Source organism: Pseudoalteromonas sp. MMG033, from assembly GCF_057197785.1.
The window spans coordinates 1,912,139-1,935,697 of sequence record NZ_CM170070.1 but is presented as its reverse complement, the minus strand read 5'-3'; the positions used below and the strand labels follow the sequence as shown (position 1 = coordinate 1,935,697).

At 42.4% G+C, this 23,559-nt stretch carries 26 protein-coding genes; 4 read left to right on the top strand and 22 right to left on the bottom strand.

Going from position 1 to position 23,559, the window contains the following annotated elements:
• The first annotated feature begins 75 nt into the window (after positions 1-75).
• Both nfuA and AC2CZC_RS08470 read left to right on the top strand, forming a co-directional pair.
• Complete coding sequence (gene nfuA / locus AC2CZC_RS08475) at positions 76-651, top strand: Fe-S biogenesis protein NfuA (RefSeq protein WP_063361239.1); 576 nt, start codon at positions 76-78, stop codon at positions 649-651.
• An 8-nt stretch (positions 652-659) separates the two neighbouring features.
• A complete protein-coding gene (locus tag AC2CZC_RS08470) occupies positions 660-935 on the top strand; it encodes a hypothetical protein (protein WP_484584481.1) in 276 nt (91 codons plus the stop codon).
• Here the strand turns inward: AC2CZC_RS08470 and dinF are convergent.
• Positions 880-2,211, bottom strand: a complete 1,332-nt coding sequence (gene dinF, locus AC2CZC_RS08465) for an MATE family efflux transporter DinF (RefSeq protein WP_484584480.1) — start codon at positions 2,209-2,211, stop codon at positions 880-882. The two genes, AC2CZC_RS08470 and dinF, sit on opposite strands and share 56 nt — an antisense overlap.
• Here dinF and AC2CZC_RS08460 point away from each other — a divergent pair.
• Positions 2,176-3,222, top strand: a complete 1,047-nt coding sequence (locus AC2CZC_RS08460; protein ID WP_484584479.1) for a polysaccharide deacetylase family protein — start codon at positions 2,176-2,178, stop codon at positions 3,220-3,222. The genes dinF and AC2CZC_RS08460 overlap by 36 nt on opposite strands.
• Positions 3,223-3,226: 4 nt before the next feature.
• Here the strand turns inward: AC2CZC_RS08460 and AC2CZC_RS08455 are convergent, their stop codons facing one another.
• From AC2CZC_RS08455 to AC2CZC_RS08395, 13 genes are all read right to left on the bottom strand, one after another.
• Positions 3,227-4,258: a protein-glutamate methylesterase/protein-glutamine glutaminase gene (locus AC2CZC_RS08455; RefSeq protein WP_484584478.1), complete on the bottom strand. Its 1,032-nt coding sequence runs from the start codon at positions 4,256-4,258 to the stop codon at positions 3,227-3,229.
• An 11-nt stretch (positions 4,259-4,269) separates the two neighbouring features.
• Complete coding sequence (gene cheD / locus AC2CZC_RS08450) at positions 4,270-4,893, bottom strand: chemoreceptor glutamine deamidase CheD (RefSeq protein ID WP_484584477.1); 624 nt, start codon at positions 4,891-4,893, stop codon at positions 4,270-4,272.
• Positions 4,890-5,714, bottom strand: a complete 825-nt coding sequence (locus AC2CZC_RS08445) for a CheR family methyltransferase (protein ID WP_484584476.1) — start codon at positions 5,712-5,714, stop codon at positions 4,890-4,892. The genes cheD and AC2CZC_RS08445 overlap by 4 nt, the downstream gene beginning before the upstream one ends.
• A gap of 105 nt (positions 5,715-5,819) precedes the next feature.
• Positions 5,820-8,549, bottom strand: coding sequence for a methyl-accepting chemotaxis protein (locus tag AC2CZC_RS08440; RefSeq protein WP_484584475.1), 2,730 nt, complete (start codon positions 8,547-8,549; stop codon positions 5,820-5,822).
• A 12-nt stretch (positions 8,550-8,561) separates the two neighbouring features.
• Positions 8,562-9,068, bottom strand: coding sequence for a chemotaxis protein CheW (locus tag AC2CZC_RS08435; protein ID WP_237135545.1), 507 nt, complete (start codon positions 9,066-9,068; stop codon positions 8,562-8,564).
• The gene (locus tag AC2CZC_RS08430; RefSeq protein WP_484584474.1) at positions 9,065-11,206 is read right to left on the bottom strand and encodes a chemotaxis protein CheA; all 2,142 of its coding nucleotides are present in this window, start codon (positions 11,204-11,206) and stop codon (positions 9,065-9,067) included. Before AC2CZC_RS08430 ends, AC2CZC_RS08435 begins: the two co-directional genes overlap by 4 nt.
• 18 nt (positions 11,207-11,224) lie before the next feature.
• Positions 11,225-11,587, bottom strand: a complete 363-nt coding sequence (locus AC2CZC_RS08425; protein WP_046355948.1) for a response regulator — start codon at positions 11,585-11,587, stop codon at positions 11,225-11,227.
• Between the two features lie 9 nt (positions 11,588-11,596).
• A complete protein-coding gene (locus AC2CZC_RS08420) occupies positions 11,597-11,869 on the bottom strand; it encodes an STAS domain-containing protein (RefSeq protein WP_063361247.1) in 273 nt (90 codons plus the stop codon).
• Positions 11,870-11,990: 121 nt separating this feature from the next.
• Positions 11,991-12,602: an SCO family protein gene (locus AC2CZC_RS08415; protein ID WP_484584473.1), complete on the bottom strand. Its 612-nt coding sequence runs from the start codon at positions 12,600-12,602 to the stop codon at positions 11,991-11,993.
• Positions 12,602-13,507 (bottom strand): heme o synthase, encoded by a 906-nt coding sequence (gene cyoE / locus AC2CZC_RS08410; RefSeq protein WP_484584472.1) that lies wholly within the window; start codon positions 13,505-13,507, stop codon positions 12,602-12,604. Before cyoE ends, AC2CZC_RS08415 begins: the two co-directional genes overlap by 1 nt.
• Entirely contained in the window at positions 13,504-14,499 is a 996-nt protein-coding gene (locus AC2CZC_RS08405) for a COX15/CtaA family protein (RefSeq protein WP_484584471.1), read from the bottom strand. Before AC2CZC_RS08405 ends, cyoE begins: the two co-directional genes overlap by 4 nt.
• A gap of 9 nt (positions 14,500-14,508) precedes the next feature.
• On the bottom strand, positions 14,509-14,982 hold the full coding sequence (locus AC2CZC_RS08400; protein ID WP_484584470.1) for a transmembrane cytochrome oxidase associated protein: 474 nt from the start codon (positions 14,980-14,982) through the stop codon (positions 14,509-14,511).
• Entirely contained in the window at positions 14,979-15,695 is a 717-nt protein-coding gene (locus AC2CZC_RS08395; RefSeq protein ID WP_484584469.1) for an SURF1 family protein, read from the bottom strand. Before AC2CZC_RS08395 ends, AC2CZC_RS08400 begins: the two co-directional genes overlap by 4 nt.
• A gap of 18 nt (positions 15,696-15,713) precedes the next feature.
• Here AC2CZC_RS08395 and AC2CZC_RS08390 point away from each other — a divergent pair, with 18 nt between their 5' ends.
• Positions 15,714-16,016, top strand: a complete 303-nt coding sequence (locus tag AC2CZC_RS08390; protein WP_484584468.1) for a DUF2909 domain-containing protein — start codon at positions 15,714-15,716, stop codon at positions 16,014-16,016.
• Here the strand turns inward: AC2CZC_RS08390 and AC2CZC_RS08385 are convergent.
• From AC2CZC_RS08385 to AC2CZC_RS08350, 8 genes are all read right to left on the bottom strand, one after another.
• A complete protein-coding gene (locus AC2CZC_RS08385; protein ID WP_484584467.1) occupies positions 15,922-16,797 on the bottom strand; it encodes a cytochrome c oxidase subunit 3 in 876 nt (291 codons plus the stop codon). The genes AC2CZC_RS08390 and AC2CZC_RS08385 overlap by 95 nt on opposite strands.
• Positions 16,790-17,392 (bottom strand): cytochrome c oxidase assembly protein, encoded by a 603-nt coding sequence (locus tag AC2CZC_RS08380; RefSeq protein ID WP_484584466.1) that lies wholly within the window; start codon positions 17,390-17,392, stop codon positions 16,790-16,792. Before AC2CZC_RS08380 ends, AC2CZC_RS08385 begins: the two co-directional genes overlap by 8 nt.
• The gene (gene ctaD, locus AC2CZC_RS08375) at positions 17,392-18,978 is read right to left on the bottom strand and encodes a cytochrome c oxidase subunit I (RefSeq protein WP_484584465.1); all 1,587 of its coding nucleotides are present in this window, start codon (positions 18,976-18,978) and stop codon (positions 17,392-17,394) included. Before ctaD ends, AC2CZC_RS08380 begins: the two co-directional genes overlap by 1 nt.
• Positions 18,978-20,081, bottom strand: coding sequence for a cytochrome c oxidase subunit II (gene coxB / locus AC2CZC_RS08370; RefSeq protein WP_484584865.1), 1,104 nt, complete (start codon positions 20,079-20,081; stop codon positions 18,978-18,980). Before coxB ends, ctaD begins: the two co-directional genes overlap by 1 nt.
• Before the next feature lie 374 nt (positions 20,082-20,455).
• The gene (locus tag AC2CZC_RS08365) at positions 20,456-20,653 is read right to left on the bottom strand and encodes a hypothetical protein (RefSeq protein WP_211036680.1); all 198 of its coding nucleotides are present in this window, start codon (positions 20,651-20,653) and stop codon (positions 20,456-20,458) included.
• Positions 20,654-21,018: 365 nt separating this feature from the next.
• On the bottom strand, positions 21,019-21,228 hold the full coding sequence (locus AC2CZC_RS08360; RefSeq protein ID WP_063361258.1) for a hypothetical protein: 210 nt from the start codon (positions 21,226-21,228) through the stop codon (positions 21,019-21,021).
• Positions 21,229-21,909: 681 nt separating this feature from the next.
• The gene (locus tag AC2CZC_RS08355; RefSeq protein ID WP_484584464.1) at positions 21,910-22,128 is read right to left on the bottom strand and encodes a hypothetical protein; all 219 of its coding nucleotides are present in this window, start codon (positions 22,126-22,128) and stop codon (positions 21,910-21,912) included.
• Positions 22,129-22,315: 187 nt separating this feature from the next.
• The gene (locus AC2CZC_RS08350) at positions 22,316-23,545 is read right to left on the bottom strand and encodes a serine hydrolase domain-containing protein (protein WP_484584463.1); all 1,230 of its coding nucleotides are present in this window, start codon (positions 23,543-23,545) and stop codon (positions 22,316-22,318) included.
• Positions 23,546-23,559 lie beyond the last annotated feature (14 nt).

The window sequence follows — 23,559 nt, the reverse complement described above, 5'->3', positions numbered from 1 at the left end:
CCAACACTAGCTACAACCGGATGAGGGGAGTATCATAGGAAGTAACCGAGTAAATTAGTCAAGTATAGCCAGATTATGATCACAATTTCTGAATCAGCCCAAACCCATTTTGCTAAGCTACTTAGCGATCAAGCCGATGGCACGAGTATCCGTGTATTTGTTGTAAATCCAGGCACAGCACAAGCTGAGTGTGGTGTATCTTACTGTCCTGCAGATGCTGTAGAAGAAAGCGATATGCGCTTCAACTTCAATGGTTTTGACGCCATTGTTGATGCAGAGAGTGCCCCTTTCTTAGAAGAAGCAGAAATCGATTTTGTCACTGACAAAATGGGCAGCCAACTCACCCTAAAAGCGCCTAACGCGAAAGCGAAAAAGCTTAAAGATGATGCATCACTGGCAGAGCGTGTTGAACATATGCTTGTCACTGACGTTAATCCGCAATTAGCAAACCATGGCGGTCAAGTGAGCTTAGTTGAGATCACAGAAGAAGGCATTGCTGTCCTGCAGTTTGGAGGCGGATGTAATGGCTGCTCGATGATCGATGTCACCTTAAAAGAAGGCATTGAAAAAGAAATGATTGCCAAGTTTGACGAAATCACAGGTGTGCGCGATATCACTGAGCACGCACGTGGTGATCACTCTTACTACTAATCACTAGCATGTTTACGCAGTATATTTACCGCTTGGGCTCCAACCCCAAGCGCAGTTTAAAATTCTTTTTTACGGGGATTGGTATTTTTGTGCTCGCGATGGGTCTGTTCGCATTGAGTTATTACCATGATCCAAGTTGGCGCATTGCGGGTCTTGCAGTGCTTTTCCCAGCGTTAGGTATCGCAGGTTATGGATACCTAGGGATCTTTGCAAATCGCTTCTCGCAAGTTATTTCAGCAAGGAATTCTGCGCGTCGAGCTTTCGATAACGGTAAATCAAAGTAATACCGCGCAGTGCCATAAAACAGGTCATGGCCAACCAAAGTGCATGGTTGCCATGATCTAGCAATAAAAACACCGGTAAGAAAAACCCAAATAGCGCTGAAAATATCATGCTATTGCGCATTTCACGTGCCCTAGTTAACCCGACAAAAACACCATCAAATAAGAAACAACTCATCGCTATCAATGGCAATATAATCAGCCAAGGTAAATAAACTAAGGCTGTGTCGACCACACTTGGGATTGTGGTAAGCATGCCAATAATGCTTGGTCCAAATAGCGCAAATACAAAACAATACAACAAAGCAAAAAGTCCGCCCCATAGCGTACTTACAGCGACCCAAGCTTTGAGCTTTTCAACATCTTTTGCTCCTTTGGCTTGGCCAACTTTCGCCTCTACCGCATACGCAATTCCATCCATTGCAAAGCTAACCAACATTAAAAAGTTGAGTAAGACAGCATTGGCGGCCAGTGTATTCTCTCCTAATCGCGCACCATAAAAAGTCATAAAGCTAAAACACAGCTGCAATACTAAAGAGCGAATGAAAATATCTTTGTTGAGTGTAAGTAAATGGAGCAAATGCGCCCGATTGGGCATGAGCCAAGCAAACGTCCACCCCTTTCTTTTGAGTAATGCAGCGGTCAAATAAAGCGCCAACATTAAAGCACTGTAATCTGCAATCACCGACGCCCAAGCAGCACCGGCGACACCCCATTCAAACCCAATGACAAACAGTAAATCTAAAATGATATTCACCAAGTTCGTGAATAACACAATATAAAAAGGCCCTTTGCCATATTGCAGCCCAAGCATAAAGCCCAACAAGACCAAATTCATCATGGCCGCTGGTGCACTGTATATACGAATTGAAAAGTATAATGATGCTTGCTCCATCACCTCCACACTCGGTTTTGCCAAATGCTCTATCATGTCGAGTAAAAATGGAGAGGATGCGACTAAGGTCAAAGCAAATAGCATTGCAATCGCCAAACTGGCCAATAAGGATTGATATGAACGCGCTTGATTTTGCTCACCAAAAGCCTGTGCGATTTCACCTGTGGTACTCATACGCAAAAAACTGGCTAACCAAAATAGTAAGGCAATGCTGCCCGAGCCCAACGCGATACCCGCTAAGTAATGAGCATGACTTAAATGCCCGATGACAGCCGTATCAACTAATCCTAACAGGGGCACCGAAATATTTGATAAGATCATCGGCGCTGCGAGAGTAAGTAGTGGAATATGATAAGGTGTACGCAGGTAATGAAAAAGCTTCATAATTTAATTCTATTTGTTGGTTTAGTCAGTGCTCAAGCACACAGTGCGACTATATTACAATATCATCATGTCAGTGAGAAACTGCCACCAGTGACGAGTGTCAGTGAGGACACATTCAAAACCCACTTAGAGTTTTTGAAAAAGGGCAATTACAACGTCATTGCTCTTGATAAGTTCATTGAGCATGTGCAACAAGGTAAGTCTCTGCCTGTGAATACGGTTGCAATCACTTTTGATGACGGCTATGACAACAATATCGAAGCCGCTGCACCATTATTAGAAGCCTACAACTTCCCCTATACTATCTTTGTCAATCCACAGTTAATTGACGAAGGGCAAAGCTATGTCATGACATGGGATGAATTAAGAACTCTATCAAAACGCGGCGCCATCATCGCGAATCACAGCGCCAAGCATGACTATCTGCATTTACGCAAAGACGGTGAAACTGAGCAGCAATGGGAAAAGCGTATAAGGCATGACCTTACTTGGTCTCAACAACGGATCAATGAAGAAATTGGACACAATTACCCATATATTGCTTATCCCTATGGTGAATTTGATAGTACATTGCAAACGCTTGTTCAAGAGTTAGGCCTCATTGGCATAGGTCAGCATTCCGGAGCTGTCGGCCCGACAACAGATTTTACCCGAGTACCTAGATTCCCCTCTTCTGGTATTTATAGCAATTTAAAAACCCTTAAAGTAAAAATTAACTCGATCCCATTCGACATTGACAAGCTGACTTACACCAACTCAGTCACAACAGAGCGAAAACCATCATTTACAATGTCGTTTAAGAGTATGGATTTTAGTCAAGGTCAATTAGCATGCTTTGTATCTGGCATTGGCAGAGCAACAGTAACCTGGACTGCAAAACACCAAGTCACTGTGACCACACCTGAACCTTTACCAAACGGGCGTTCTCGATATAACTGTACCGCTCCATCAAAAACGCACAAAGGGCGTTTTCATTGGTTTTCACAACCTTGGGTAGTGCAAGAGAAATAATATGCTAGCGGCTAGCAGAGTGGAGTAACGCTTTTGCCATGGCATCCAGTGATACCACTTTGCTCGCAGCATCTAATTCAACTGCCGCACGGGGCATACCCCATACTACACATGACGCCTCATCCTGTGCAAAAGTACTTGCTCCGGCATCTTTTAACCGTAAAAGACCCTGTGCACCATCAGATCCCATACCAGTTAATAGTGCAGCATGGACGTTTTTCGCAATCGGGATGAGCGAATCAAACAAGACATCAACGGCCGGTTTGTGACGATTTACTTTCTCGCCATCATTAAGCTGGCAAACTAACTTAGTACCCTTTTGAACGATCAATAAATGCTTATCACCTGGCGCAATAAATACTTTGCCTATACCTAGTTCATCACCATCTTGTGCTTCTTTCACGCTCACTTCACAACACTTATCCATGCGCATTGCAAAAGACGTGCTAAATACAGGTGGAATATGTTGGGTGATCACCACTGGCGGGCTGTTACTTGGTAACTTCGTTAAAACCTCTCGTAGCGCCTCAGTCCCCCCCGTTGAAGCACCAATAGCCATCACACTGCGTGCTTGATACTTTGCATCTGAGGCGATAACAGGCTTCGCCCCCAGTTGCTTATCTGCTTTAAATGGACGCACTCTAGCGCGACTGGCTGTGCGTATTTTTTGATAAAGTACATCCGCATAAGCTTCTAGCTGCTCAGCGACATTCGACATAGGTTTAGCGATAAAATCAACCGCACCAACTTCTAGAGCTTCAAGTGTCTCTGGGGAGCCTTTTTGGGTAAGCGTAGACAACATCACGACGGGCATTGGTCGCAACCGCATGAGATTTTTCAAAAAGCTCAAACCATTCATTTTCGGCATTTCTATATCCAGTGTCAGTACATCAGGTTGCAATGCCTTTATCATATCCCTCGCTTCATACGGATCTTTGGCAGCCCCTACAACCTCAATGTCTCCGGCTTGCTCTAGTACAGCCTTAAGGACAGCTCTGAGTAAAGGGGAGTCGTCTACTATCAAAACCTTTATCATGGCGTATTACTCTAAAATAACTCGATATCGGTTTTAGCATCTTGTGCCTCGATATCATGTAGGTATTTAACCTCACGTTTCTCAATCGTATCGTTGTGCACCTGTCTGAGTTTCTTGACCTTTGCGGTGCCTAATTGGGGATGAAAAACAACCTTTCTTGGCCACGGCCCGCCGACATCATGAGAGACTAACTCGAGGTTTTCTTCTTCTACATACGTCTGAGCAAAACGAATGTTACCTACACCTATGTCTGTCATGGCGCTGATAATTTTACCACCACCAAATAACTTCACCTTTAGGTTTGCGCGACTTGCACCATTTTTAAGTACTTCGTTAATTAAGAACTCCATGGCCCAATTGCCATAGCGACAGTTGAAATCATCTGAATGTACATTGGTTACGTCTTTCATCTTTTGAGCACCAGGCAGCATAAAGTGATTCATACCACCTATCCCCAGCTTTTCATCATATACACAGGCAGCTATGCAAGAGCCCAACACTGTGGAAATCAATTCATCATTTTTTGAGACATAAAACTCACCCGGCAAGACCTTGGCCACAACGGTATTGCGCCCAGCATCCCAAAAGCGCTTTACGTGCTCAAAACCGCTTATGACTGGCCTAAAGTGGTTCATGATGCATCTATCCTCTTATACATGGTTTTGCCTAAATTCTTAAAGTCGCTACGCTCCTTACTCATGGTTTCTGAATGACCAATAAATAAGTGACCGTGCGATGACTCTAGCATTCGATGGTAGCCGTCAAATAACGTATCTTTTGTCTCTTTATCAAAATAAATCAGTACATTTCTGCAAAATATCAAATCAAATGGGCCTCGCATTGGCCAGGGCTCAAGTAAATTTAGCCGCTTAAAATAGATAAAGCTTTTAAGCTGCTCTTTTACTCGAAACTGACTGCCGTCACTGCTTTTTAAAAACCACTTTCTCAGATGATTATCATCAAGTCCCGTAACAGACTGGCTGCTGTAAACCCCTTGCGCTGCTTTTTGTAGTACATTTGAATCAAGGTCAGTGGCTAACACCTTAACATCCCAATCAGATGGAAACTCACCAGCAACCGTCATCGCGATACTGTAAGGCTCCTCACCCGTTGAGCAACCTGCCGACCAAAAGCGCACCCTCTTCGTTAACCTATTGTCTTCTTTGATACGCGGGATCAGGCTATTTTTCAAATAGTCAAAATGATGTGACTCGCGAAAAAAAGAAGTGAGATTCGTTGTGATCGCATTAATGAAGTGACTAAACTCCTGCTCGCTGCTGTTATCTAAAAATGCCAAATAGTCTTCAAACGAGCTCAGACCATTTGCCCTTATCCGTCTCGCTAAGCGTGAGTAAACCATTTCTCTCTTATGTGGGCCTAATACAATGCCACATGCGCTATACACTTTTTCAGAGACCTTTTGAAAATCCGTATCAGTAAATGGGAACTCTTTCATATGCTCATTAAGCTTAAATAATGTGATTAACAACAGCCGAATAAATATCGCCGATTTTTGACTGCCTCGCAAAGCTTAGAGGCAGCTCTAATATACCTGCTGAGATTAAAACTCTTCCCACTCTTCTGAGTCATCAGCAAAACGGTTTGCAGGTTCAGGTGTTCTTTGGGAAATATCAGCCGTGACATTGGCAGTTGTATTATTCAACTGTCGACTTTGACCATTTTGCACCGTAGGCCTTGGCGATGTTGTCAGCCTTTCTGGCTGCACATTACTAAGCGGTGCTGGCGTGCTTGACGATGAAGAATCACCTACATTGAAAAAGTTCAATAACCTTCTCATATCGTTCGCTTGCTCAGCCATGGACTCTCCGGCTGCCGAAGCCTGTTCGACCAATGCTGCATTTTGCTGAGTCATTTCATCCATTTGCGATACAGCTTTATTAACTTGCTCAATGCCTGAACTCTGCTCTTCTGAGGCCTCTGCAATATCGGAAATCATTTCTGTAACCCGCTTCACCGCGGCAACAATCTCTTTCAAAGTCGCACCCGACTCATTCACCAGTAGTGTACCGTCTTCGACCTTGCCCACACTGTCTCTAATTAAATCTTTAATTTCTTTTGCAGCCCCTGCTGAACGCTGAGCTAAGTTTCTCACTTCACCAGCCACGACTGCGAAGCCACGCCCTTGCTCGCCAGCCCGAGCAGCTTCCACTGCGGCATTTAAAGCAAGTAAATTTGTTTGAAATGCAATTTCATCGATGACACTAATAATATCGGCAATCTTCTTACTCGACTCGTTAATTTCAGACATGCTCGCAACAGCGCGATTCACAACTTCACCACCAGTCGCGGCTTTTTCGCTAGTCTCCGCAGCCAGTTCGTTGGCCACTTTGGCGTTGTCTGCATTTTGTCTAACCGTGCTGGTCATCTCTTCCATACTTGAAGCGGTTTCTTCAAGCGATGAAGCTTGCTCTTCCGTTCTTTGACTTAAGTCCGCATTACCTTGAGAGATCTCTTCTGCGCCACTGGCAACCATAGCTGCAGATGAACTAATTCTATTGAGTACTTCAGTGAGCTTATCCGCCGTTGTATTCGCATCCTGCTTGAGCTTGTCGAATGCGCCGTTGTAATCCGCATTAATTCTTTGTGTTAAATCCCCATTTGCGAGCGCATCGAGCATATTCACTGTATCAGACACGGCATCATCCACTAGTGAAACTAAGCCATTCAGCCCTTGTGCTAACCTTAGATAAAACCCTTTTTTATTGTTTTCATTCAGTCGCACTGCCAAGTTACCTTCGCGAGCGGACTCTACAAGCTCATTCACTTCAGATTCGATGGCGACTTCGTCCGTTCTATCTTCCCACTCAACCACAGTGCCAATACGATCACCACCGTCGCCAATAATTGGGTTTGCCACCAAACCGAAGGTACGGCCACCCACTTTAATTTCAGTCTTATAAGTCTCCGTGAGGTTCGTCACCATACCGCGCTGATGAGCCGGGTTTTTATGGAATACATCAATGTTTGCGCCCATCAATTTTGCGCAATCAAAATTAGGTAAGTCCTGACGTATATCACGCTCTGCATTTTTCATCATTGAGGTCACAGCATCATTCATATAAACAATATTAAAATGACCATCAGCTATCATGGTGTTGGTTGCCACGTTATCCAATGCACGACGCACACGGAGGTTTTCATTGGCTGCCTGCCGATCCTCTCGCTCTCTCACTAAACGCTCAGTTTTATCTTCCCACTCAACTACCGTGCCAAGGCGCTTACCACTACTGTCTTGCACAGGTGTTGCTATCAAGCCAAAAGTAAAGCCTGCAACTTCAATGTCTGTCTCATAGGTCTCAGTCATATTACTCAGTAAATTTCTTTGATGACTGGGATTTACATGGAAGATGTCTATATTTTGACCTATCAATGTATCGACATTAAATCTAGGAAGCGCCTCTTGTAGCTGTGTCTGATTTTTTCTCAACATGCGGATCACAGAGTCGTTAGCGTATACAATGTTGCAATCATCATCAGCCAGCATCACATTAGCCTGACATACATCTAAGGCACTGGAGATACGCGCATTGTTAGCTGCTTCTCTTTGCTGTTTTTGCTCCAAAGCCAATTGCTCTGTTAAGTCTTTCCATTCCACTAAGGTCGCAATGCGCTCATTATTATTATTAAAAACAGGCGTTGCTATTAGATCAAAGGTAAGACCTGAGACGGTTATTTGCGTTTTATACACCTCACGTAAGTTGGCCAACAGATTCCGCTGATGACTTGGATTAGCGTGAAACATATCTATATTAGTGCCAATCGTCGTGGCGACATTAAAGTTAGGTAGATCTTTGCGAAGCTGATGCTCATTTTGTCTCAACATGGCAGTAACCGAATCATTCATATAAACGATGTTTAAATCGCCATCGGCCACCATGATATTCGCTTGGCAACCTTTCAAGGCACACAGCAAACTTTCAGTATGGTCGTCTTCATGTTCATCTTCGTGACTTTCAACTTTAGATAACAGTCTATAAAGCTGGGGGAAATCTGATAAATCAAGCTGCTCAAACTGTTCTCGGTTACTTACCGTCATGAAAGGAAGTGCAGAATAAACCACGGCAAACTTTCCAACCACTGACGACAGACCTAATTTTAAAAATATCAAAGCTGCCGCACTGCCCAGCAATGGAATAGTAAATGCTACCATCCTAATTTGCTCTGATTCAGCTTGTCCTAGCTGAGCACCAACAATGACACTAATAACCAGAATTACACCAGCTACCAAAATCTTGTTATTAATACTGCTTTGGATACTCTGTTCGCTCATTTCGACCCCCAATTAGCCTTTGAGTCCACTTTTATCACTCAAATCTAAAACCTTTTCTAGATTTAAAAGCACAACCATTTTTTGCCCTACATTGACTAAACCGTGCACAAAATAAGCATTATCTGAGTCCTGAAAATCAGGCACATCTTTGGCTTTTTCTTCTGCAATGCTGTACACATCAGATACAGCGTCCACGACTAGCCCCATAATTTTTTGTTGGTCTTTAATTTGCACAGAGACCACGATAACAACGGTAAGCGGCCCATACTCAATGGCGCTGATCCCAAAACGCATCCTTAAATCAATAATTGGTACAATCGTGCCGCGTAAATTCATCGCCCCTCTTACAAAGTTCGGTGAATTTGGAATTGTGGTAACAGGCTCCCAACCACGGATTTCCTGAACAGCTAAAATATCCATGCCGTATTCTTCATCGTGCATCATAAAGGTCAAAAACTGCTTTTCATCTGACTCACCATCAAACATGAGTTGCTGATTTACCTCAACTTGATCGATCATACTGGCTCTGCCTCCTCACCTTTCAAATCAACCAACAATTCCGTTGAGCCAGGTCGACGTAGCCCACTAAGCTTAATGAGCCCGCTAATATCAATAATTAGCGATACTGTGCCATCGCCTAAAATGGTCGCGCCTGAAATACCATCGACCTTTTGATAATTTGCTTCCAAACTCTTAATCACTACTTGCTGTTGAGCCAGTAAATCATCAACCAGAAGGCCAATTTTGTAGTTATCGCTTTCAACCACAACCAACAAAGTTTTATCTAACTCTTCACGGGCGCCTTGGTGACTAAAAATATCGTACAATCGTAAAATCGGAATATATTCATCACGCAGCCTCAACACCTCTAAGCCTTTACCTACTTTACTCACTTTAGAGATATCAATTTGCAATGACTCAACAATAGAAATAAGCGGAATGATGTAGGTATGGGTTGCAACTTGAACCAGTTGGCCATCTAAAATTGCCAAAGTCAGCGGCAATCTAATCGTAAATGTTGATCCCACTCCTTGCTTTGACGTGACCTCCACAGAGCCGTTCAACGCCTGAATATTTCTCCTCACCACATCCATACCGACGCCACGACCTGAAATATCGCTTACGCTATCGGCAGTGGAAAACCCTGGCATAAATATCAGCTCATTTACCTCTTCCACACTAAGCTCATCCGCCTCGCTGATCAGACCATTCGCAATGGCCTTACTGCGTATTTTTTCCGTATCCAAGCCTTTGCCATCATCCATGATTTCAATCACAATATTGCCGCCTTGATGAAACGCATTCAAAGTTACTGTCCCAACGGGATCTTTACCATTGGCAATACGCTCTTCTGGCGTCTCTAATCCATGATCTAATGAGTTTCGCACCAAGTGCACCATGGGATCTGACAGCTTCTCCATCACCGTTTTGTCTAGTTCTGTTTGCTCACCGACTAGCTTTAATTCGACTTGTTTATTGAGCTTTTGCGAGGTGTCTCGAACCAAACGAGGAAAACGGCTAAACACAAAACTGATAGGCAACATGCGAATACGCATGACGTTTTCTTGTAAATCGCGCGTATTATGCGCCAGCTGTGTTAACCCTTCTTGAAGCGCTGCAATGCTAGATTCAGTAATTTCTTGGTCGCCTATCTGACTTAGCATTGCTTGGGTTATAACCAGCTCCCCAACCATATTAATCAAAGAATCGACCTTATCGATACCAACACGAATAGAAGTCGCGGTAGAGTCCGCTGACTTTTTGGTGTTTTTTGCTGACTCAACCTTTTTCTGTACTGCCGCAATATTCTCGTCTGCTTTAGGCGCCGGTTCAGCCTTTATTTCAGGCGTAGATACTTCAGCGGCAGTACTTGGATCAGGCAAATCAGCAGCCTCAGGTGTATTTATTTCCGCTACCGTATTTGTATCATCTTCAAATAAGCCGCCGCATGCTTCAATTTTTATATCTGCATCATCTTCAACCCATTCAAAAATTTCTGAAATGGCTTGTTCAGGCTTACTGGTTGTTAAAAAGAACCGCCAGTGTAAAAAGCAGTCTTCAGGATCGAACTCCAAAAAGTCAGGGATCCCATCATGGAACGCTGTCACTTCCAGCTGGCCCAACTCAGCCAACTCAGAAAACATGTAAAGTGGCTCATTACCCGTTTTAAATAAATGTGGCTCTGGTTTAAAATCTATTTGGTAGGTCGTGCTTTGTAGCGCTTGTGTGGTATCTTCTTGTGGCTCTCCCTCGGCTTCCTCTGCCGATTCCCCACCGAGTATTGCTTCAAATCGTGCTTTTAGCTCATTTGACTCGCTTAAATCTGGTTCTTCTTCAGCTTGCAATGCGCCTAATAATCCACGAACACAGTCAACCGACTTTAAAAGTAAATTAACATGCTCTGCGGTCAGCGTCCTTTGCCCATCTCTGATTTGATCAAGTAACGTTTCGAGTACATGTGTGAAATCTGACACTGACACAAACCCAAATGTACCACTGCCACCTTTAATCGAATGCGCCGCCCTGAAGATGGTATTAATGGTCTCAGAATCTTCTTTTCCCGGTTCAAGATTGAGAAGCTCAGCTTCCATCGCATCAAGACCTTCGAAGCTCTCCTCAAAGAACACATCAAAAAACTGGCTTAAATCTATACTCATGCCTATACCTCGTTGGTACTAGCGAATGACTTTCTTCAATACAGCTAATAATTGATCCGGATTAAAAGGCTTCACAATCCAGCCAGTTGCACCAGCAGCTTTACCTTCACTTTTTTTATCAAGTCCTGATTCTGTCGTTAACATCAGTAGCGGAGTAAATTTATAGTTTGGTAAGCTGCGTAATTCCCGTATTAACGTGATCCCATCCATCACTGGCATGTTTACATCCGATATCACAGCATCAAAACCTTGCTGCTTTGCCAAATTTAATGCCTCGCTACCATCCTTTGCTTCTGTGACGTCAAACCCTGCTTTTTTAAGAGTAAAGCCAACCATTTGTCGCATTGAAGCAGAATCATCCACAGCTAAAATCTTTTTCATATTGACCTCTTAAATCTTACTGCTAAAGGATAAAATTTCGGTTAAACCAAGTTGTTCTACAGACTCAAACAAGATAGGACTATCACCGTGCCAAGTAATTTTTTGATCAAAGTTCATGAGCCTTTTTTGCAACGCACACAACATTTGGACCGAAGCTGTATCAACCTTAGAAACATCGTTAATATCAATGCATATGGGTTGCCCAGACTCTAATTCTTGAACGAACGACTGATAGAGTTCTTCGACTTTATTGATGGCTAACTCAGAAGGAAGTTTAATCATGTGCTTGGCACATTCCCTGTAAAAGTTATAGATAAGATTAGATTAGACGTTGATGATAAAATTGCCAAAATTTAGGCAAAAGAAATAAAAATATTATTAACTTAGAAACAAGTACACACCTCTATCGACGTGCTTTACTGGCATTGGAAATAATTTCAAAGTCTGCAATAATATACTCTGTATTCACTGTCGGCACATGACCTTTTTTGAATTCAGGTTTAAAAATTGCGGTCAATTCACCACGAGGGTTTATCAAGGCAATAGATGCACTGTGATCCACATAATATTCCGCCTCTTGTGCCTCATTGATGGCGTAAATTAAACCGATATCTCTGACAAAAGGAAATAAGTGCTGATGGTCATGTGTGACCGCTAAGAAGCTTTCATCAAAATATCCAATGTAGTCTTTGCGCTGTGTCGGTGTATCTCGATGTGGGTCAACGGACACAAACCACACCTGCGTATTTTCAAACTCCCTGATTTTTTTATTAATATGCGCCAGTTTTGCCAACGTCATAGGACAGATATCTGGGCAGCTGGTGTAACCCAAAAATAGTAAATTCCATTGTCCTTTTAGGTGCTCATTTGTCACAACCTGATTATTTTGATCTTTCAACTCAAAAGGCTTTAGTAATTTGGGGCTCGGATATACCACCGTCAATTCGGAAACCTGCTTGGGTTGCGAGCATGATAATAACGTACATGATAAAAAGACCAATAAAAGTAAACGCATCAGAACAGTAACTTATCAATAAACAATGCACAGAAGAGTAGCAATAAATAACTTATTGAAAAACGAAAAACTTGCATCGCCGACTCCGACTTTGATTCAAAATACAAAAGTGTCACTTTTTGCAAAAAACGGGCATTTAAAAAGCACGAAATTGTAAGATAAAATACTCCCGACATATTAATTAAATACGGCAATACACACACCAAGGTTAATAAAACGGTATAAACAAGCATGCATAGCTTTGTGAATAAAACACCGTGTGTTACTGGCAGCATGGGCACATTAGCCCGTTCGTAATCTTGCTTTCTGGCAATAGCAAGCGCCCAAAAATGGGGCGGTGTCCAAGTAAAAATGATCATCACCAATAGCCAAGGCTCAGCGCTCATCGCGCTTGTTTCACTCACCCAGCCAAGCAGCGGCGGCATGGCCCCCGCTAAACCGCCAATCACGATATTTTGGGGGGTGGAGCGTTTTAGAAAAACCGTATACACAACTGCGTAGCCAAACAACGCCAATACAGTTAAAAAAGTACATAACAAATTACTGTATTCCAATAGCAGCACACAGCCTACTATGCCAATGGCAAAAGCGAATATATACGCTTGCGGCACACTCAGCTGCTCCAGCACTAGAGGTCGATGCCGAGTACGTACCATATGTTTATCTCTTGCTCGATCTAAAATATGATTGATGGCCGCCGCAGAGGCAGACACCAAGCCGATCCCCACTAAAGCACCTAGCTGTAGCCATATACTGCGGCCAGACTCAGGGGCTAACATGATGCCAACCCACGCAGTAAGCACCAGCATTAAAACAACTTTAGGCTTACAGATATTCAGGTAGGGTTGAATATATTTTGATATGCCTTCGAATGCATGTGTATATTTTGCTAACTCTACATTCATACCCATATCTGCCTCGCTCGTGAGAGTAAAAAACAGGCTCTGACAAGTGCCAACAACAGTAGGGCAGCCATTAAATTATGAAATAACGTCAATAAAATTGGGAATTTGAAGTACACAATTATCCCCCCAACCGCAACCTGAAAAAGCACCAATATGGCAACTTGATTAGCCGCTTTGCGAATGATCGGCTGAGATATTTTAAAATGAACAAAGACCGCCATAGCAACCAAGGCTAACAACGTCACACTGGCCCATATACGATGCATCAAATGAATTGATAAACGCGTTTCAAATGGTAATACACCATATTCATAGGTGCTTGACGGCTTTGGCAACTCTAGTAAGCTTGACCACGAAAAGAGCTCGCTATTCGAGCAAAGCGGTAACCCTGTGCAATGGGGGGCGGCATAATTCGCAGCCAACCAACCACCTAACGCAATTTGTAATACCAAAATACCGGTACACACAATCCCCGCCTTTAAACAAGTATGCGCCTGAGCTTCATATTCAACGGATGGGGGGGCTGCTCGCAAATACAGCAAGGTCAACAGAGACAATACAGTGAAGCCCCCCAGCAAATGCCCCATCACAACAAATGGCTGTAAATTCATTGTGACTGTCCACATGCCTAGTAGGGCCTGCACACCAATCATTAGTACTAAAGCGCTTGCCAACACCTTTGGGGCATGTTGTGCCTTAGAACGTATAATGACTACAAACAGCAATAAAACCACTAAAGCTAAACTACCTGCGAAGTATCGATGGATCATTTCAATCCAAGCTTTGCGCGGTTCAATCTGACTACTTGGAAACTTTAGCTGCGCAGCAGTAATTTCATGTACTTCATTGGGCACGGTCAAAAAACCATAACAACCAGGCCAATCTGGACAACCTAGCCCTGCATTGCTCAAGCGCGTATAAGCACCGAGTACCACCACACAAATGGCAAGCATACACGCAAACGTGATAGTTCGTTGAAGTACAGTAGACATAGTGCCTCCTTACTGAGAACGAGCATAATTTAAGAGTTTCTTCATGTCCTTCAATAACCCTTTGAGAACCAATCTATTTGCTTCAGGATCAGGTTCATAGGGGTATTCCAAAATGACTAGGCCATGTTTATCCACCAAATAAAATGCGGCGGGCACCAGTTTTTCTTGTATGGTTTGAGCAACTGACTGCTCACCTTCACCAACAAGTAGGATAGCCACTTTGCTACGGTGCTTACCCAGTGCAACATCTAAGTTTTTCACATTGCCCTTTTGCACATCGCACGCAGTCGAACACCCTTTGGGCACATTTAAAACGATACTCCATACCTTGCCTTCGGGTATCACAGGCAGCCAAATTTCTTGCTTTAAAAAGCTGCCATTGTTCGTCGTTGAACTTGGCTTAAAATCTAATTTAAGTACGGTTATTGCCATGATCACAGGCAAAATAAAGCAGCCGATAAACATCCCAAGTGTTTTATTCATACGCTTAAATCCTTAGATTTTTTTCTGGTGGCAAAGTAAGCAATCACACCTGCAGATAAACCAATTAATAACCACTGCAATGCGTAGGCGCGATGTTTATCAGGGCTCATTACCACTGCTTTATAGTGCGGTGTTACACCTTGAATAACACCTTGCGTGGCTATCAATAACTGCGATGAAATCGACAACTTTGATTCCCGTTCAAAATACTGCCGCTCCAAATACTGCAAAACGTTATGATGATAGGCACTTTGATCAGGGGAATTTGCTAAAGTAAACCCCGACCAAGCGCCTATTTTGAACTGCACATTGACTTCAATTTCATTGAGCGGCAACGCAGTGACAGGTAACTGGCTTCGACTGTCTCCGGCTGGCACAAAGCCAAGATTAATAACAAACAGCGTGTCGGTATTTTCAGCCTCGAACAAAGCAATCAAATCATAACCCACTTGACCGTGCAGAATTTGATTGTCCAATAACCACCACAGGTCTGGCACCAGCTTTCCCTTTAAAAATATCTTTGCTCCCTGCCAGTTGTCAGAGCTTTCAAATTCTCCAAGCGCCTGATTATTAAAGCGCTCAGACAACATGGAGAGCTGTACTTGCTTGTCGCCTGCCCGCTGCCATTGCCAATAAGATAATCTGAAGCAAACAGACATCACGATAGTGACTGCAAAAATGACCATAACTGTACTAGTCTTTTTATTAAACACGTAAAGGCAGACTCCCTTATGCTTATAAAATGGATTATCACAGCTCTTCTTTTAGTTATTCTTTACCACCTTTTTTATGCCCTATTCTTGATGCTCCAAGGTGCTGACAAATCGAAAAACATGTCTCAAATACTGGGAAAACGAGTGATATTTTCACTTTTAGTTATGCTCTGTATTACGCTTTCTAGTCAGATGGGACTGTTTAACTTCAATCCCCAGCCGAGTGCTAAATCACATACACAAACACAAACAAGCATAACCAAACAACATCAACAAAATGCCAATACCAAGCAGCAGCCTGAAACGCAAAATGTTGATTAGAATCTAAATGCCCCTTTAAAACTCGCAGCCATACCACCAGTAACATCAACGCACCAAGCGTTACATGCATACCGTGAAAACCAGTCAGCATAAAAAACGTGTTGCCATAAATACCTGAATCGAGTTTCAATCCCAGTTCAGTGTATGCATGTATGTACTCTTCAACTTGTAAGCCTAAGAAAACAAACCCTAATATAATGGTCGCGCCCAAGAACACTTTTAATTTCAATCGTTCATTTTGTTCAATGGCTGTATGGGCAAAGTGTAAGGTGACGGAAGAGGTCAGCAGAATGATGGTGTTTATTAAAGGCAATCCTTGCCAGGGCATCGCTTGCGTAGCAGTGCCATCAGGCGTTGTTAAAAGCGGCCACAAAGCTTCAAATTGAGGCCATAGTACTTCATTGGTCATCGCATTGTTACTGCTACCACCTAACCAGGGTACTGCAAACATCCGAACGTAAAACAGAGCACCAAAAAATGCAGCAAAGAACATCACTTCGGAAAATATAAACCACCCCATGCCTTGGCGAAAAGACCTGTCCATTTGTGCGGAATAAAGACCACTCATAGATTCATCAATAACGTGACGGAACCAGCCAACTACCATGCCAATTAAAATGACAATACCCGCAAACAATGTCCAAGCACCTGAGCTGGCATCTTTGCCCAATTGCATCACAGTTAACCCAGCTCCGACAGCAATAAAAAACATCGCAACAGCCCCTACAATTGGCCAAGGACTTTGCTCCGGTACGTAATAGGGTTGGTAACTCTTATCCATTTTGAGGTCCTCTTACTGGGGTTGATTGTATTAAGTAATACTGCGAAACAAACTGGCTTTGTGTCTGCTCGTCACTGTATGCCGTTTCACTCTCAGTAATGTCGTATAAAGTATAAGAAAGGGTTAATTCCTGCACATCCTTAGGTAATTCAGTATCCACGTAAAACCGCAATATAAATTCCATTGACTGATTTGCGGCTAATGGCTGTTGTTCAAAGCAAAAGCAGGCTAACTTATGCAAATATTTAGCAGCTTGTCCCGGAGACACCGAAGGAATGGCTTGCATTACCCGGGCAGTATCACTCAAGTTTTGCGCAACAAAACGGACTTCTGATAGCTTGCCTGGTTGAACGCTTACAGAGTACTGCTGGGCTTTCACTTGAAACGGAGCACTACTTTTAGCATGCGTTGTAAAACTTACCTCTACTTGTCTTGTGTCATCGACACTTGTACTTTGCTCAGCTACAACGAGGTCGACTTTCCCATTTAGTCCAGTTATGTCACAAAAAACGTCGTACAACGGTACTAACGCAAATGCAAAAGCAAACATGCCCAGCACCGTCAGAACCAATTTTTGTATCAGTGCCGTATGCATTAGTCCACCTTTGGTGGTGTTGAGAAAGTGTGGTATGGTGCAGGTGATGCCACTTGCCATTCCAGCCCTTCAGCACCATCCCATACTTTGTCTTCGGCAGGCTTTCCGCCAGCGACACACTTAAACACAACAGCTACAAAGAGTAATTGGGATAATCCGAACGCAAATCCTCCCACACTAATAATCGCGTTAAAATCAGCAAACTGCAGGGCATAGTCTGGAATACGCCTCGGCATCCCCGCTAAACCAACAAAATGCATTGGAAAGAACAATACATTCACACTGACCAGTGACAACCAAAAATGCCATTGTGCTAAAGTTTCGTTGTACATATTTCCCGTCCATTTCGGCAACCAATAATAAGCGGCTGCCATGATGGAAAACACTGCCCCTGTGACTAATACATAATGGAAATGTGCGACCACAAAATAGGTATCATGATACTGGAAGTCTGCAGGCGTTATCGCCAACATCAACCCAGAGAACCCGCCCAAGGTGAACAGGACAATAAAGGCAATGGCAAACATCATGGGAATTTCAAAACTTATTGAGCCTCGCCACATCGTTGCAACCCAATTAAAGACTTTGACCCCCGTTGGGACAGAAATGAGCATGGTCGCATACATGAAAAACAGTTCGCCCGCTAATGGCATGCCCGTGGTAAACATATGATGCGCCCAAACGACAAACGACAATAGCGCAATCGACGAGGTGGCGTAGACCATAGAAGCGTAACCAAACAGCTTCTTGCGTGAAAATGTCGGCACTATGGTGGAGATAATGCCAAACGCAGGCAGTATCATAATGTATACTTCAGGATGTCCAAAGAACCAAAAAATATGTTGAAACATAACGGGATCTCCACCGCCCGCAGCATCAAAAAAGCTGGTGCCAAAATATTTATCGGTCAACACCATGGTCACTGCCCCTGCCAAAACGGGCATCACTGCGATAAGTAAAAAAGCAGTGATTAGCCAAGTCCAGACAAATAACGGGAGTTTCATCCACGTCATGCCAGGCGCTCTCATATTTACTATGGTTACAATCACGTTGATTGCACCCATAATAGAGCTGACCCCCATAATATGAACGGCAAAAACAAATAGCGCCGTATTGTCATTGCTATATGTGGTCGACAAAGGCGCATAAAATGTCCAACCAAACGCAGGACCGCCTCCTTCCATGAACAGAGATGCCAGCAAGATCGCAAATGCAAAAGGTAAGATCCAAAAACTCCAGTTATTCATTCTAGGCAGTGCCATATCCGGTGCCCCAATCATCATAGGGATCATCCAGTTAGCAAGGCCGGTAAAGGCGGGCATGACAGCACCAAACACCATGACTAATCCATGGACGGTTGTCATTTGATTGAAAAAATGTGGGTCGACAAGTTGCATACCCGGCTGAAATAGCTCAGCGCGGATCACCATTGCCATCGCGCCACCGGTTAGAAACATCAGCAGAGAAAACAGTAAATATAAAGACCCAATATCTTTGTGGTTAGTAGTAAAAAACCATCGCTTTAAACCCGTGGGTGCCCCATGATGATCATGAGATACAGCTTGCTCTTGCGCGGTAGTCGACATTACTCTTTCTCCTTAGTCTCATCAATGAAGGCCTGTATTTGCCCAGGCTGAACTACCTCTTGGGTATCATTCCCCCAGCTATTTCGCTTGTATGTGATCACGCCAGCTATTTCCGTCAGGGTTAATTGCTTTCCAAATGCTTGCATTGCTGTGCCGGGCCGACCATTAACCAATATATCAATGTGCGCTTTGAGCTCGCCATTGACAACAGGGCTGCCCTTCATGGCAGGAAAGACACCAGGTAAACCAAGCCCTGTTGGCTGATGACATGCAGCACAATATGCCATGTACACTTTTTCTCCCGTTGTCATCAGCTCATCTTTAGAGAGCGTAGCGCCAACTGATGCGGCTTCAGCCTGTTCGGCTTTGGCTTTAGCCTGCTTTGCATCGGCAAGCCACAAATCGAAATCATCGGGTGCGCGCGCGTCTACCACGACGGGCATAAAGCCATGATCTTTACCGCATAGCTCAGCGCATTGGCCTCGGTATATTCCAGTTTCATTTACTCGGGTCCAAGCTTCATTGATAAAGCCAGGGTTAGCGTCTTTTTTCACTGCAAAGTCAGGAACCCACCAAGAGTGGATCACATCATCTGATGTCAGTAAAAAACGCACTTTTCGATCGGTTGGGATAACCAGAGGTTTGTCGACTTCGAGTAAGTAGTGCTCTTCTTTTTCTTGCAAGTTAGCAATCTGATCTTTAGGCGTAGATAGCACAGAGAAAAAGTCCACATCGTGGCCCATATACTCGTAATGCCACTTCCACTGAGAGCCTGTAACCTTAATTGTTAAATCTGATTTGCTGGTGTCTTCCATGGCTATCAGCGTCTTTGTGGCGGGGATTGCCATCACAACCAAAATCACAAACGGAATAGCAGTCCAGATAATCTCAACTTTGGTACTCTCATGAAACTGAGCTGGCTTGGCACCTTTGGACTTACGGTGATGTATGAGCGCCCAAAACATCACTGAAAATACAATGACGCCGATCACACAACAAATGAGAAAGATCGTCATGTGTAGTTGATAAACTTCATTACTTACATCCGTTACCCCTTGGCGCATGTTGTAATCACTGGCAACGGTGTGAACGCTTACCAACATGAGTATTAAAAAATAGAACAACTGTGATTTAGCAAGATTCATGTGACGTCTCCGTTCCCTTATATTTTTGGACTCAAAGGGTTTTTATTATTGGATGACTGTCAATAGGCATTTGTTGCCCAAACTGCATGACTTCTTTAACGATTAGTAAAAAAACAATCAGCTTGCAAGTTTTGTCCGCGGAATTGTCATATCAGGTTTGAGTATTTACTTTATGACTGAAAGCAACTTTAAGACATTGAACAAAGTGAGAGATAAAGCATATAAAGAGTGGATATAACTAGCATAAACAGTGGGGTAAATAAGAGGCTATGACCTTGCTTGAAGAGCAACATAGACCATATGTTGCTCGGTCAAACTGCTAAACAATTAAATTAGCAAGTTTGGCTGCCTGTTTGATGATCCGTGCCTGTGATAACACATCTGTCTACTGTACGTCTGGCAGTATTACAGCCAAACGTATCGTAATCGTAAAAACCACCGCCAGCAACTTTTGGCGTTACATCTTGTGCAATTGATTGACTATTTTTAGTCAACGATTTTAGTTTTGATTTTTTAAGCGTAATATTCATTTTTATTCCTTTTAAAATTATGCAATTAATTGAAAACACAAACTAACAAAGCAGAAAAATGACATCAACAAAAAACCAGCAAAAAATGTAACAAAAAAATACCGTTTAAAATAAAATTATAAAGCCTTTATAATTATTAAAAAACTGATTTAATAAAATGACAGCAACAAAAATTAGCAGAGCAAGTTCTAAGAAATAAAAACGCTAAGATTAAAAAACGAAGAATAACTCAAGTAAAAAATCTAATGCGAAAACGCTATAGATGGCAGCAGCAAATACAACGCTACTGCCAACAAAATTGAAATCAAAATAGTAACATCTTGTGTTTTATATCTACAAGCGTAATCGCGTATTGTGTCTGTAGTTTAAGCAGTTCCTGTAATCACACAAAATTGTCCATTTTCAGGAAAAGTGTGACAGTCCGTTGAATCGTTATTGCATGCAGCTGTATCAGGCAAACATCTATAAGTTACATAGCTACTACCGCCAGCAATATTTGGCGTCATATTATCCGCAATTGAGTTACTGTTTTTGGTAAGTGATTTTAATTTGGTTTTTTTTATCTTCATATTCATAGTGTTATTCCTTCTTCTCAGTAAAAATTTATATAGTCGCTTCACTGTCATCGTAAATTTCGAAAGTGTAGTAAAGCCTGCGCTTGTCATGTCACAAAATTGATATTGGTTAGGTGCCATATTGCAGCTGTATCAGGCAAACACCTGTATATAACATAGCTTCAACCGCCAGCAATCATTGGCGTCACTTTTTACTCTATTGAACGACTATTTTTATTTAACGACTTCAATTTTGTTATTTCTGACTTATATATTCCGTTCCTTTTTATAGAACCAAAATTAACGTACCCAGAAAAAAACCAAAAATCAACAGCTCAAAAACAACAAATAAAATGGGAAAAAAATTAACATTAAGCACATGTGCTTATGAATAAAAAATAGAAAAATAAATTTCAAATTTGAAAAGGGAATCAACATTAAAAAAAGAAACATTAAATCAAAAAAGAACTTTACACTTACTAGAAATCACCAAAGAAAAGTTCAACCTAAGAAAATACTAGTTAAATAGAAAAATGATAGCAAAAGTAGAAGAATGGCTTAATGATGAGGATTTTAAAATAAACACTTAACAAGAATATTCAATATAAAACAGCAATAGAAGCACAAAAATTATAGCCCAGATAGTACCGAGCTATAAAAGATATAACCAGTGAGCAAACAAGTTGCTCACAACTTGGTTTATTAATAACGCATAGTACCTGTAATATTACATGCCATACCTGGCTCTGGAGCCGTGTGGCATAAATCAATTTCACAATTTGTAGGCTGCGTTGGCTCATAAGTACCACCGCCACCTGGACGACTGCTACCGCCAGCTATATGCGGGGTCATACCTTTACTGATTGAGTTATGGTTTTTAGTTAACGACTTAAGCTTTGTTGTTTTTAGTTTAATATTCATTTTCTTATTCCTCTTTTTTATAATATCCAATTTCAAAGTACCCATTAAAAAAACAAACCTCAACTAAATAAGCCTTATAAAAAACACAAACTTTCCTAAATAAAAAATAACCTTTCACAATAAGAAATTAGAAGAAACCATTTAGAAATTAGCTCTTAATAAAATTAATAAAAACAATGCATTTCTTCTAAATATTTCCTGATTGAAATACAGCTAAAAGGTGCATAGCAATCATTTTCATAGTTTGCTCTTCCTCTTCATGGCCAGTTGTCACTATCATTAAATCTAATTCATCTATCAAAACAACATATTGACCTCCTCCCCCCTGTGCAGAGCGAGTCAGATAGCGCTTATCATCAATCAGCATTTCGGCTTGCCACCAGTAATAGCCATAACTTGGCAGCTTAACTTTATCCCCTGTAAAGAAGATATCGCTTTCATTAAGTGCCACTATTTTGTTGGTTGCTTTAGCCAAATACTGTTTGGGGATCAATTGCTCCCCCAGCCACTGTCCGCCAGACTTAACTAACAAACCTAGCTTAACCATGTCCCTTGATGTCAACGCTGAACCATATGCACCAATAGGCAAACCGCCGTCTCCTTCATGCCATTGGTAATTGACAACCCCTAATTTGCTAAAAAGCGCCTTTTCGATAAAGGCTTTCGCCCCATTGGGCACCACCTTATTGAGCACAAGCATTACAAGTGCTGGATCTTCACTTTGGTAATTAAAAGTTTGCTTTAAGGGTTCAATTGGTGATGACGATGACAGCAACGCTTGCAACTGAGTATGAGTGCTTTTCCCGCCGATCTTTGTGCTTAACGCCGTATATAATTCGCGTTTAATACGTAACCCTGATTGCATCGTTAAAGCTTGATGCAAAGTAATGCGCTTAACCCCTGGTGAGAACTGTTCCAAATTCAAGTCATTGAAAAACGAGACAATGGGTTTGTCCAAATCCGCCATTGTTAAATGACCAAGGGCAATAGCCCGGCCCAGAGCTAAGCTCAGTATTGCTTTAGTAACAGACGCTTGGCGGTGAAGTTTATCAATTCGTCCCTGTAAGTAATAAGACTCAAAAATCAGTTTATCTCCCTGAACGACCAGCAAACTATCGTACTTACCAAACTTTTGCGTGTTTATGTCCTTCACAAATTCATTGAGCTTGGCTTTATTAGCATTGGTGCTATCAAATTTAGCAACTTGAATACCATCATTTAACTTCTCTGGTGCATAACTAATATAAGGTACCTCAGGCTGAGATAACTCTGAACGTGGCAGCACCTGAGCTTTTGCCTCGACCCTCGGTGTTTCTGACGTACTAGCCGAAGCCGACGCATTTGTCACAGCCAAAACAAAAATACCACTCAATATGATCAACCATTTATTAGTCAGTTTATTAACAAGTAATGTCATCGGACTCTCCCTCA

What these genes read in the sequence shown, in the direction of transcription:
- nfuA (WP_063361239.1), top strand. Translation starts at nt 76, where the DNA reads ATGATCACAATTTCTGAATCAGCCCAAACCCATTTTGCTAAGCTACTT.
- AC2CZC_RS08470 (WP_484584481.1), top strand. Translation starts at nt 660, where the DNA reads ATGTTTACGCAGTATATTTACCGCTTGGGCTCCAACCCCAAGCGCAGT.
- AC2CZC_RS08460 (WP_484584479.1), top strand. Translation starts at nt 2,176, where the DNA reads ATGATAAGGTGTACGCAGGTAATGAAAAAGCTTCATAATTTAATTCTA.
- dinF (WP_484584480.1), bottom strand. Translation starts at nt 2,211, where the DNA reads ATGAAGCTTTTTCATTACCTGCGTACACCTTATCATATTCCACTACTT.
- AC2CZC_RS08455 (WP_484584478.1), bottom strand. Translation starts at nt 4,258, where the DNA reads ATGATAAAGGTTTTGATAGTAGACGACTCCCCTTTACTCAGAGCTGTC.
- cheD (WP_484584477.1), bottom strand. Translation starts at nt 4,893, where the DNA reads ATGAACCACTTTAGGCCAGTCATAAGCGGTTTTGAGCACGTAAAGCGC.
- AC2CZC_RS08445 (WP_484584476.1), bottom strand. Translation starts at nt 5,714, where the DNA reads ATGAAAGAGTTCCCATTTACTGATACGGATTTTCAAAAGGTCTCTGAA.
- AC2CZC_RS08440 (WP_484584475.1), bottom strand. Translation starts at nt 8,549, where the DNA reads ATGAGCGAACAGAGTATCCAAAGCAGTATTAATAACAAGATTTTGGTA.
- AC2CZC_RS08435 (WP_237135545.1), bottom strand. Translation starts at nt 9,068, where the DNA reads ATGATCGATCAAGTTGAGGTAAATCAGCAACTCATGTTTGATGGTGAG.
- AC2CZC_RS08430 (WP_484584474.1), bottom strand. Translation starts at nt 11,206, where the DNA reads ATGAGTATAGATTTAAGCCAGTTTTTTGATGTGTTCTTTGAGGAGAGC.
- AC2CZC_RS08425 (WP_046355948.1), bottom strand. Translation starts at nt 11,587, where the DNA reads ATGAAAAAGATTTTAGCTGTGGATGATTCTGCTTCAATGCGACAAATG.
- AC2CZC_RS08420 (WP_063361247.1), bottom strand. Translation starts at nt 11,869, where the DNA reads ATGATTAAACTTCCTTCTGAGTTAGCCATCAATAAAGTCGAAGAACTC.
- AC2CZC_RS08415 (WP_484584473.1), bottom strand. Translation starts at nt 12,602, where the DNA reads ATGCGTTTACTTTTATTGGTCTTTTTATCATGTACGTTATTATCATGC.
- cyoE (WP_484584472.1), bottom strand. Translation starts at nt 13,507, where the DNA reads ATGAATGTAGAGTTAGCAAAATATACACATGCATTCGAAGGCATATCA.
- AC2CZC_RS08405 (WP_484584471.1), bottom strand. Translation starts at nt 14,499, where the DNA reads ATGTCTACTGTACTTCAACGAACTATCACGTTTGCGTGTATGCTTGCC.
- AC2CZC_RS08400 (WP_484584470.1), bottom strand. Translation starts at nt 14,982, where the DNA reads ATGAATAAAACACTTGGGATGTTTATCGGCTGCTTTATTTTGCCTGTG.
- AC2CZC_RS08390 (WP_484584468.1), top strand. Translation starts at nt 15,714, where the DNA reads ATGCTTATAAAATGGATTATCACAGCTCTTCTTTTAGTTATTCTTTAC.
- AC2CZC_RS08385 (WP_484584467.1), bottom strand. Translation starts at nt 16,797, where the DNA reads ATGGATAAGAGTTACCAACCCTATTACGTACCGGAGCAAAGTCCTTGG.
- AC2CZC_RS08380 (WP_484584466.1), bottom strand. Translation starts at nt 17,392, where the DNA reads ATGCATACGGCACTGATACAAAAATTGGTTCTGACGGTGCTGGGCATG.
- ctaD (WP_484584465.1), bottom strand. Translation starts at nt 18,978, where the DNA reads ATGTCGACTACCGCGCAAGAGCAAGCTGTATCTCATGATCATCATGGG.
- coxB (WP_484584865.1), bottom strand. Translation starts at nt 20,081, where the DNA reads ATGTTGGTAAGCGTTCACACCGTTGCCAGTGATTACAACATGCGCCAA.
- AC2CZC_RS08365 (WP_211036680.1), bottom strand. Translation starts at nt 20,653, where the DNA reads ATGAATATTACGCTTAAAAAATCAAAACTAAAATCGTTGACTAAAAAT.
- AC2CZC_RS08360 (WP_063361258.1), bottom strand. Translation starts at nt 21,228, where the DNA reads ATGAATATGAAGATAAAAAAAACCAAATTAAAATCACTTACCAAAAAC.
- AC2CZC_RS08355 (WP_484584464.1), bottom strand. Translation starts at nt 22,128, where the DNA reads ATGAATATTAAACTAAAAACAACAAAGCTTAAGTCGTTAACTAAAAAC.
- AC2CZC_RS08350 (WP_484584463.1), bottom strand. Translation starts at nt 23,545, where the DNA reads ATGACATTACTTGTTAATAAACTGACTAATAAATGGTTGATCATATTG.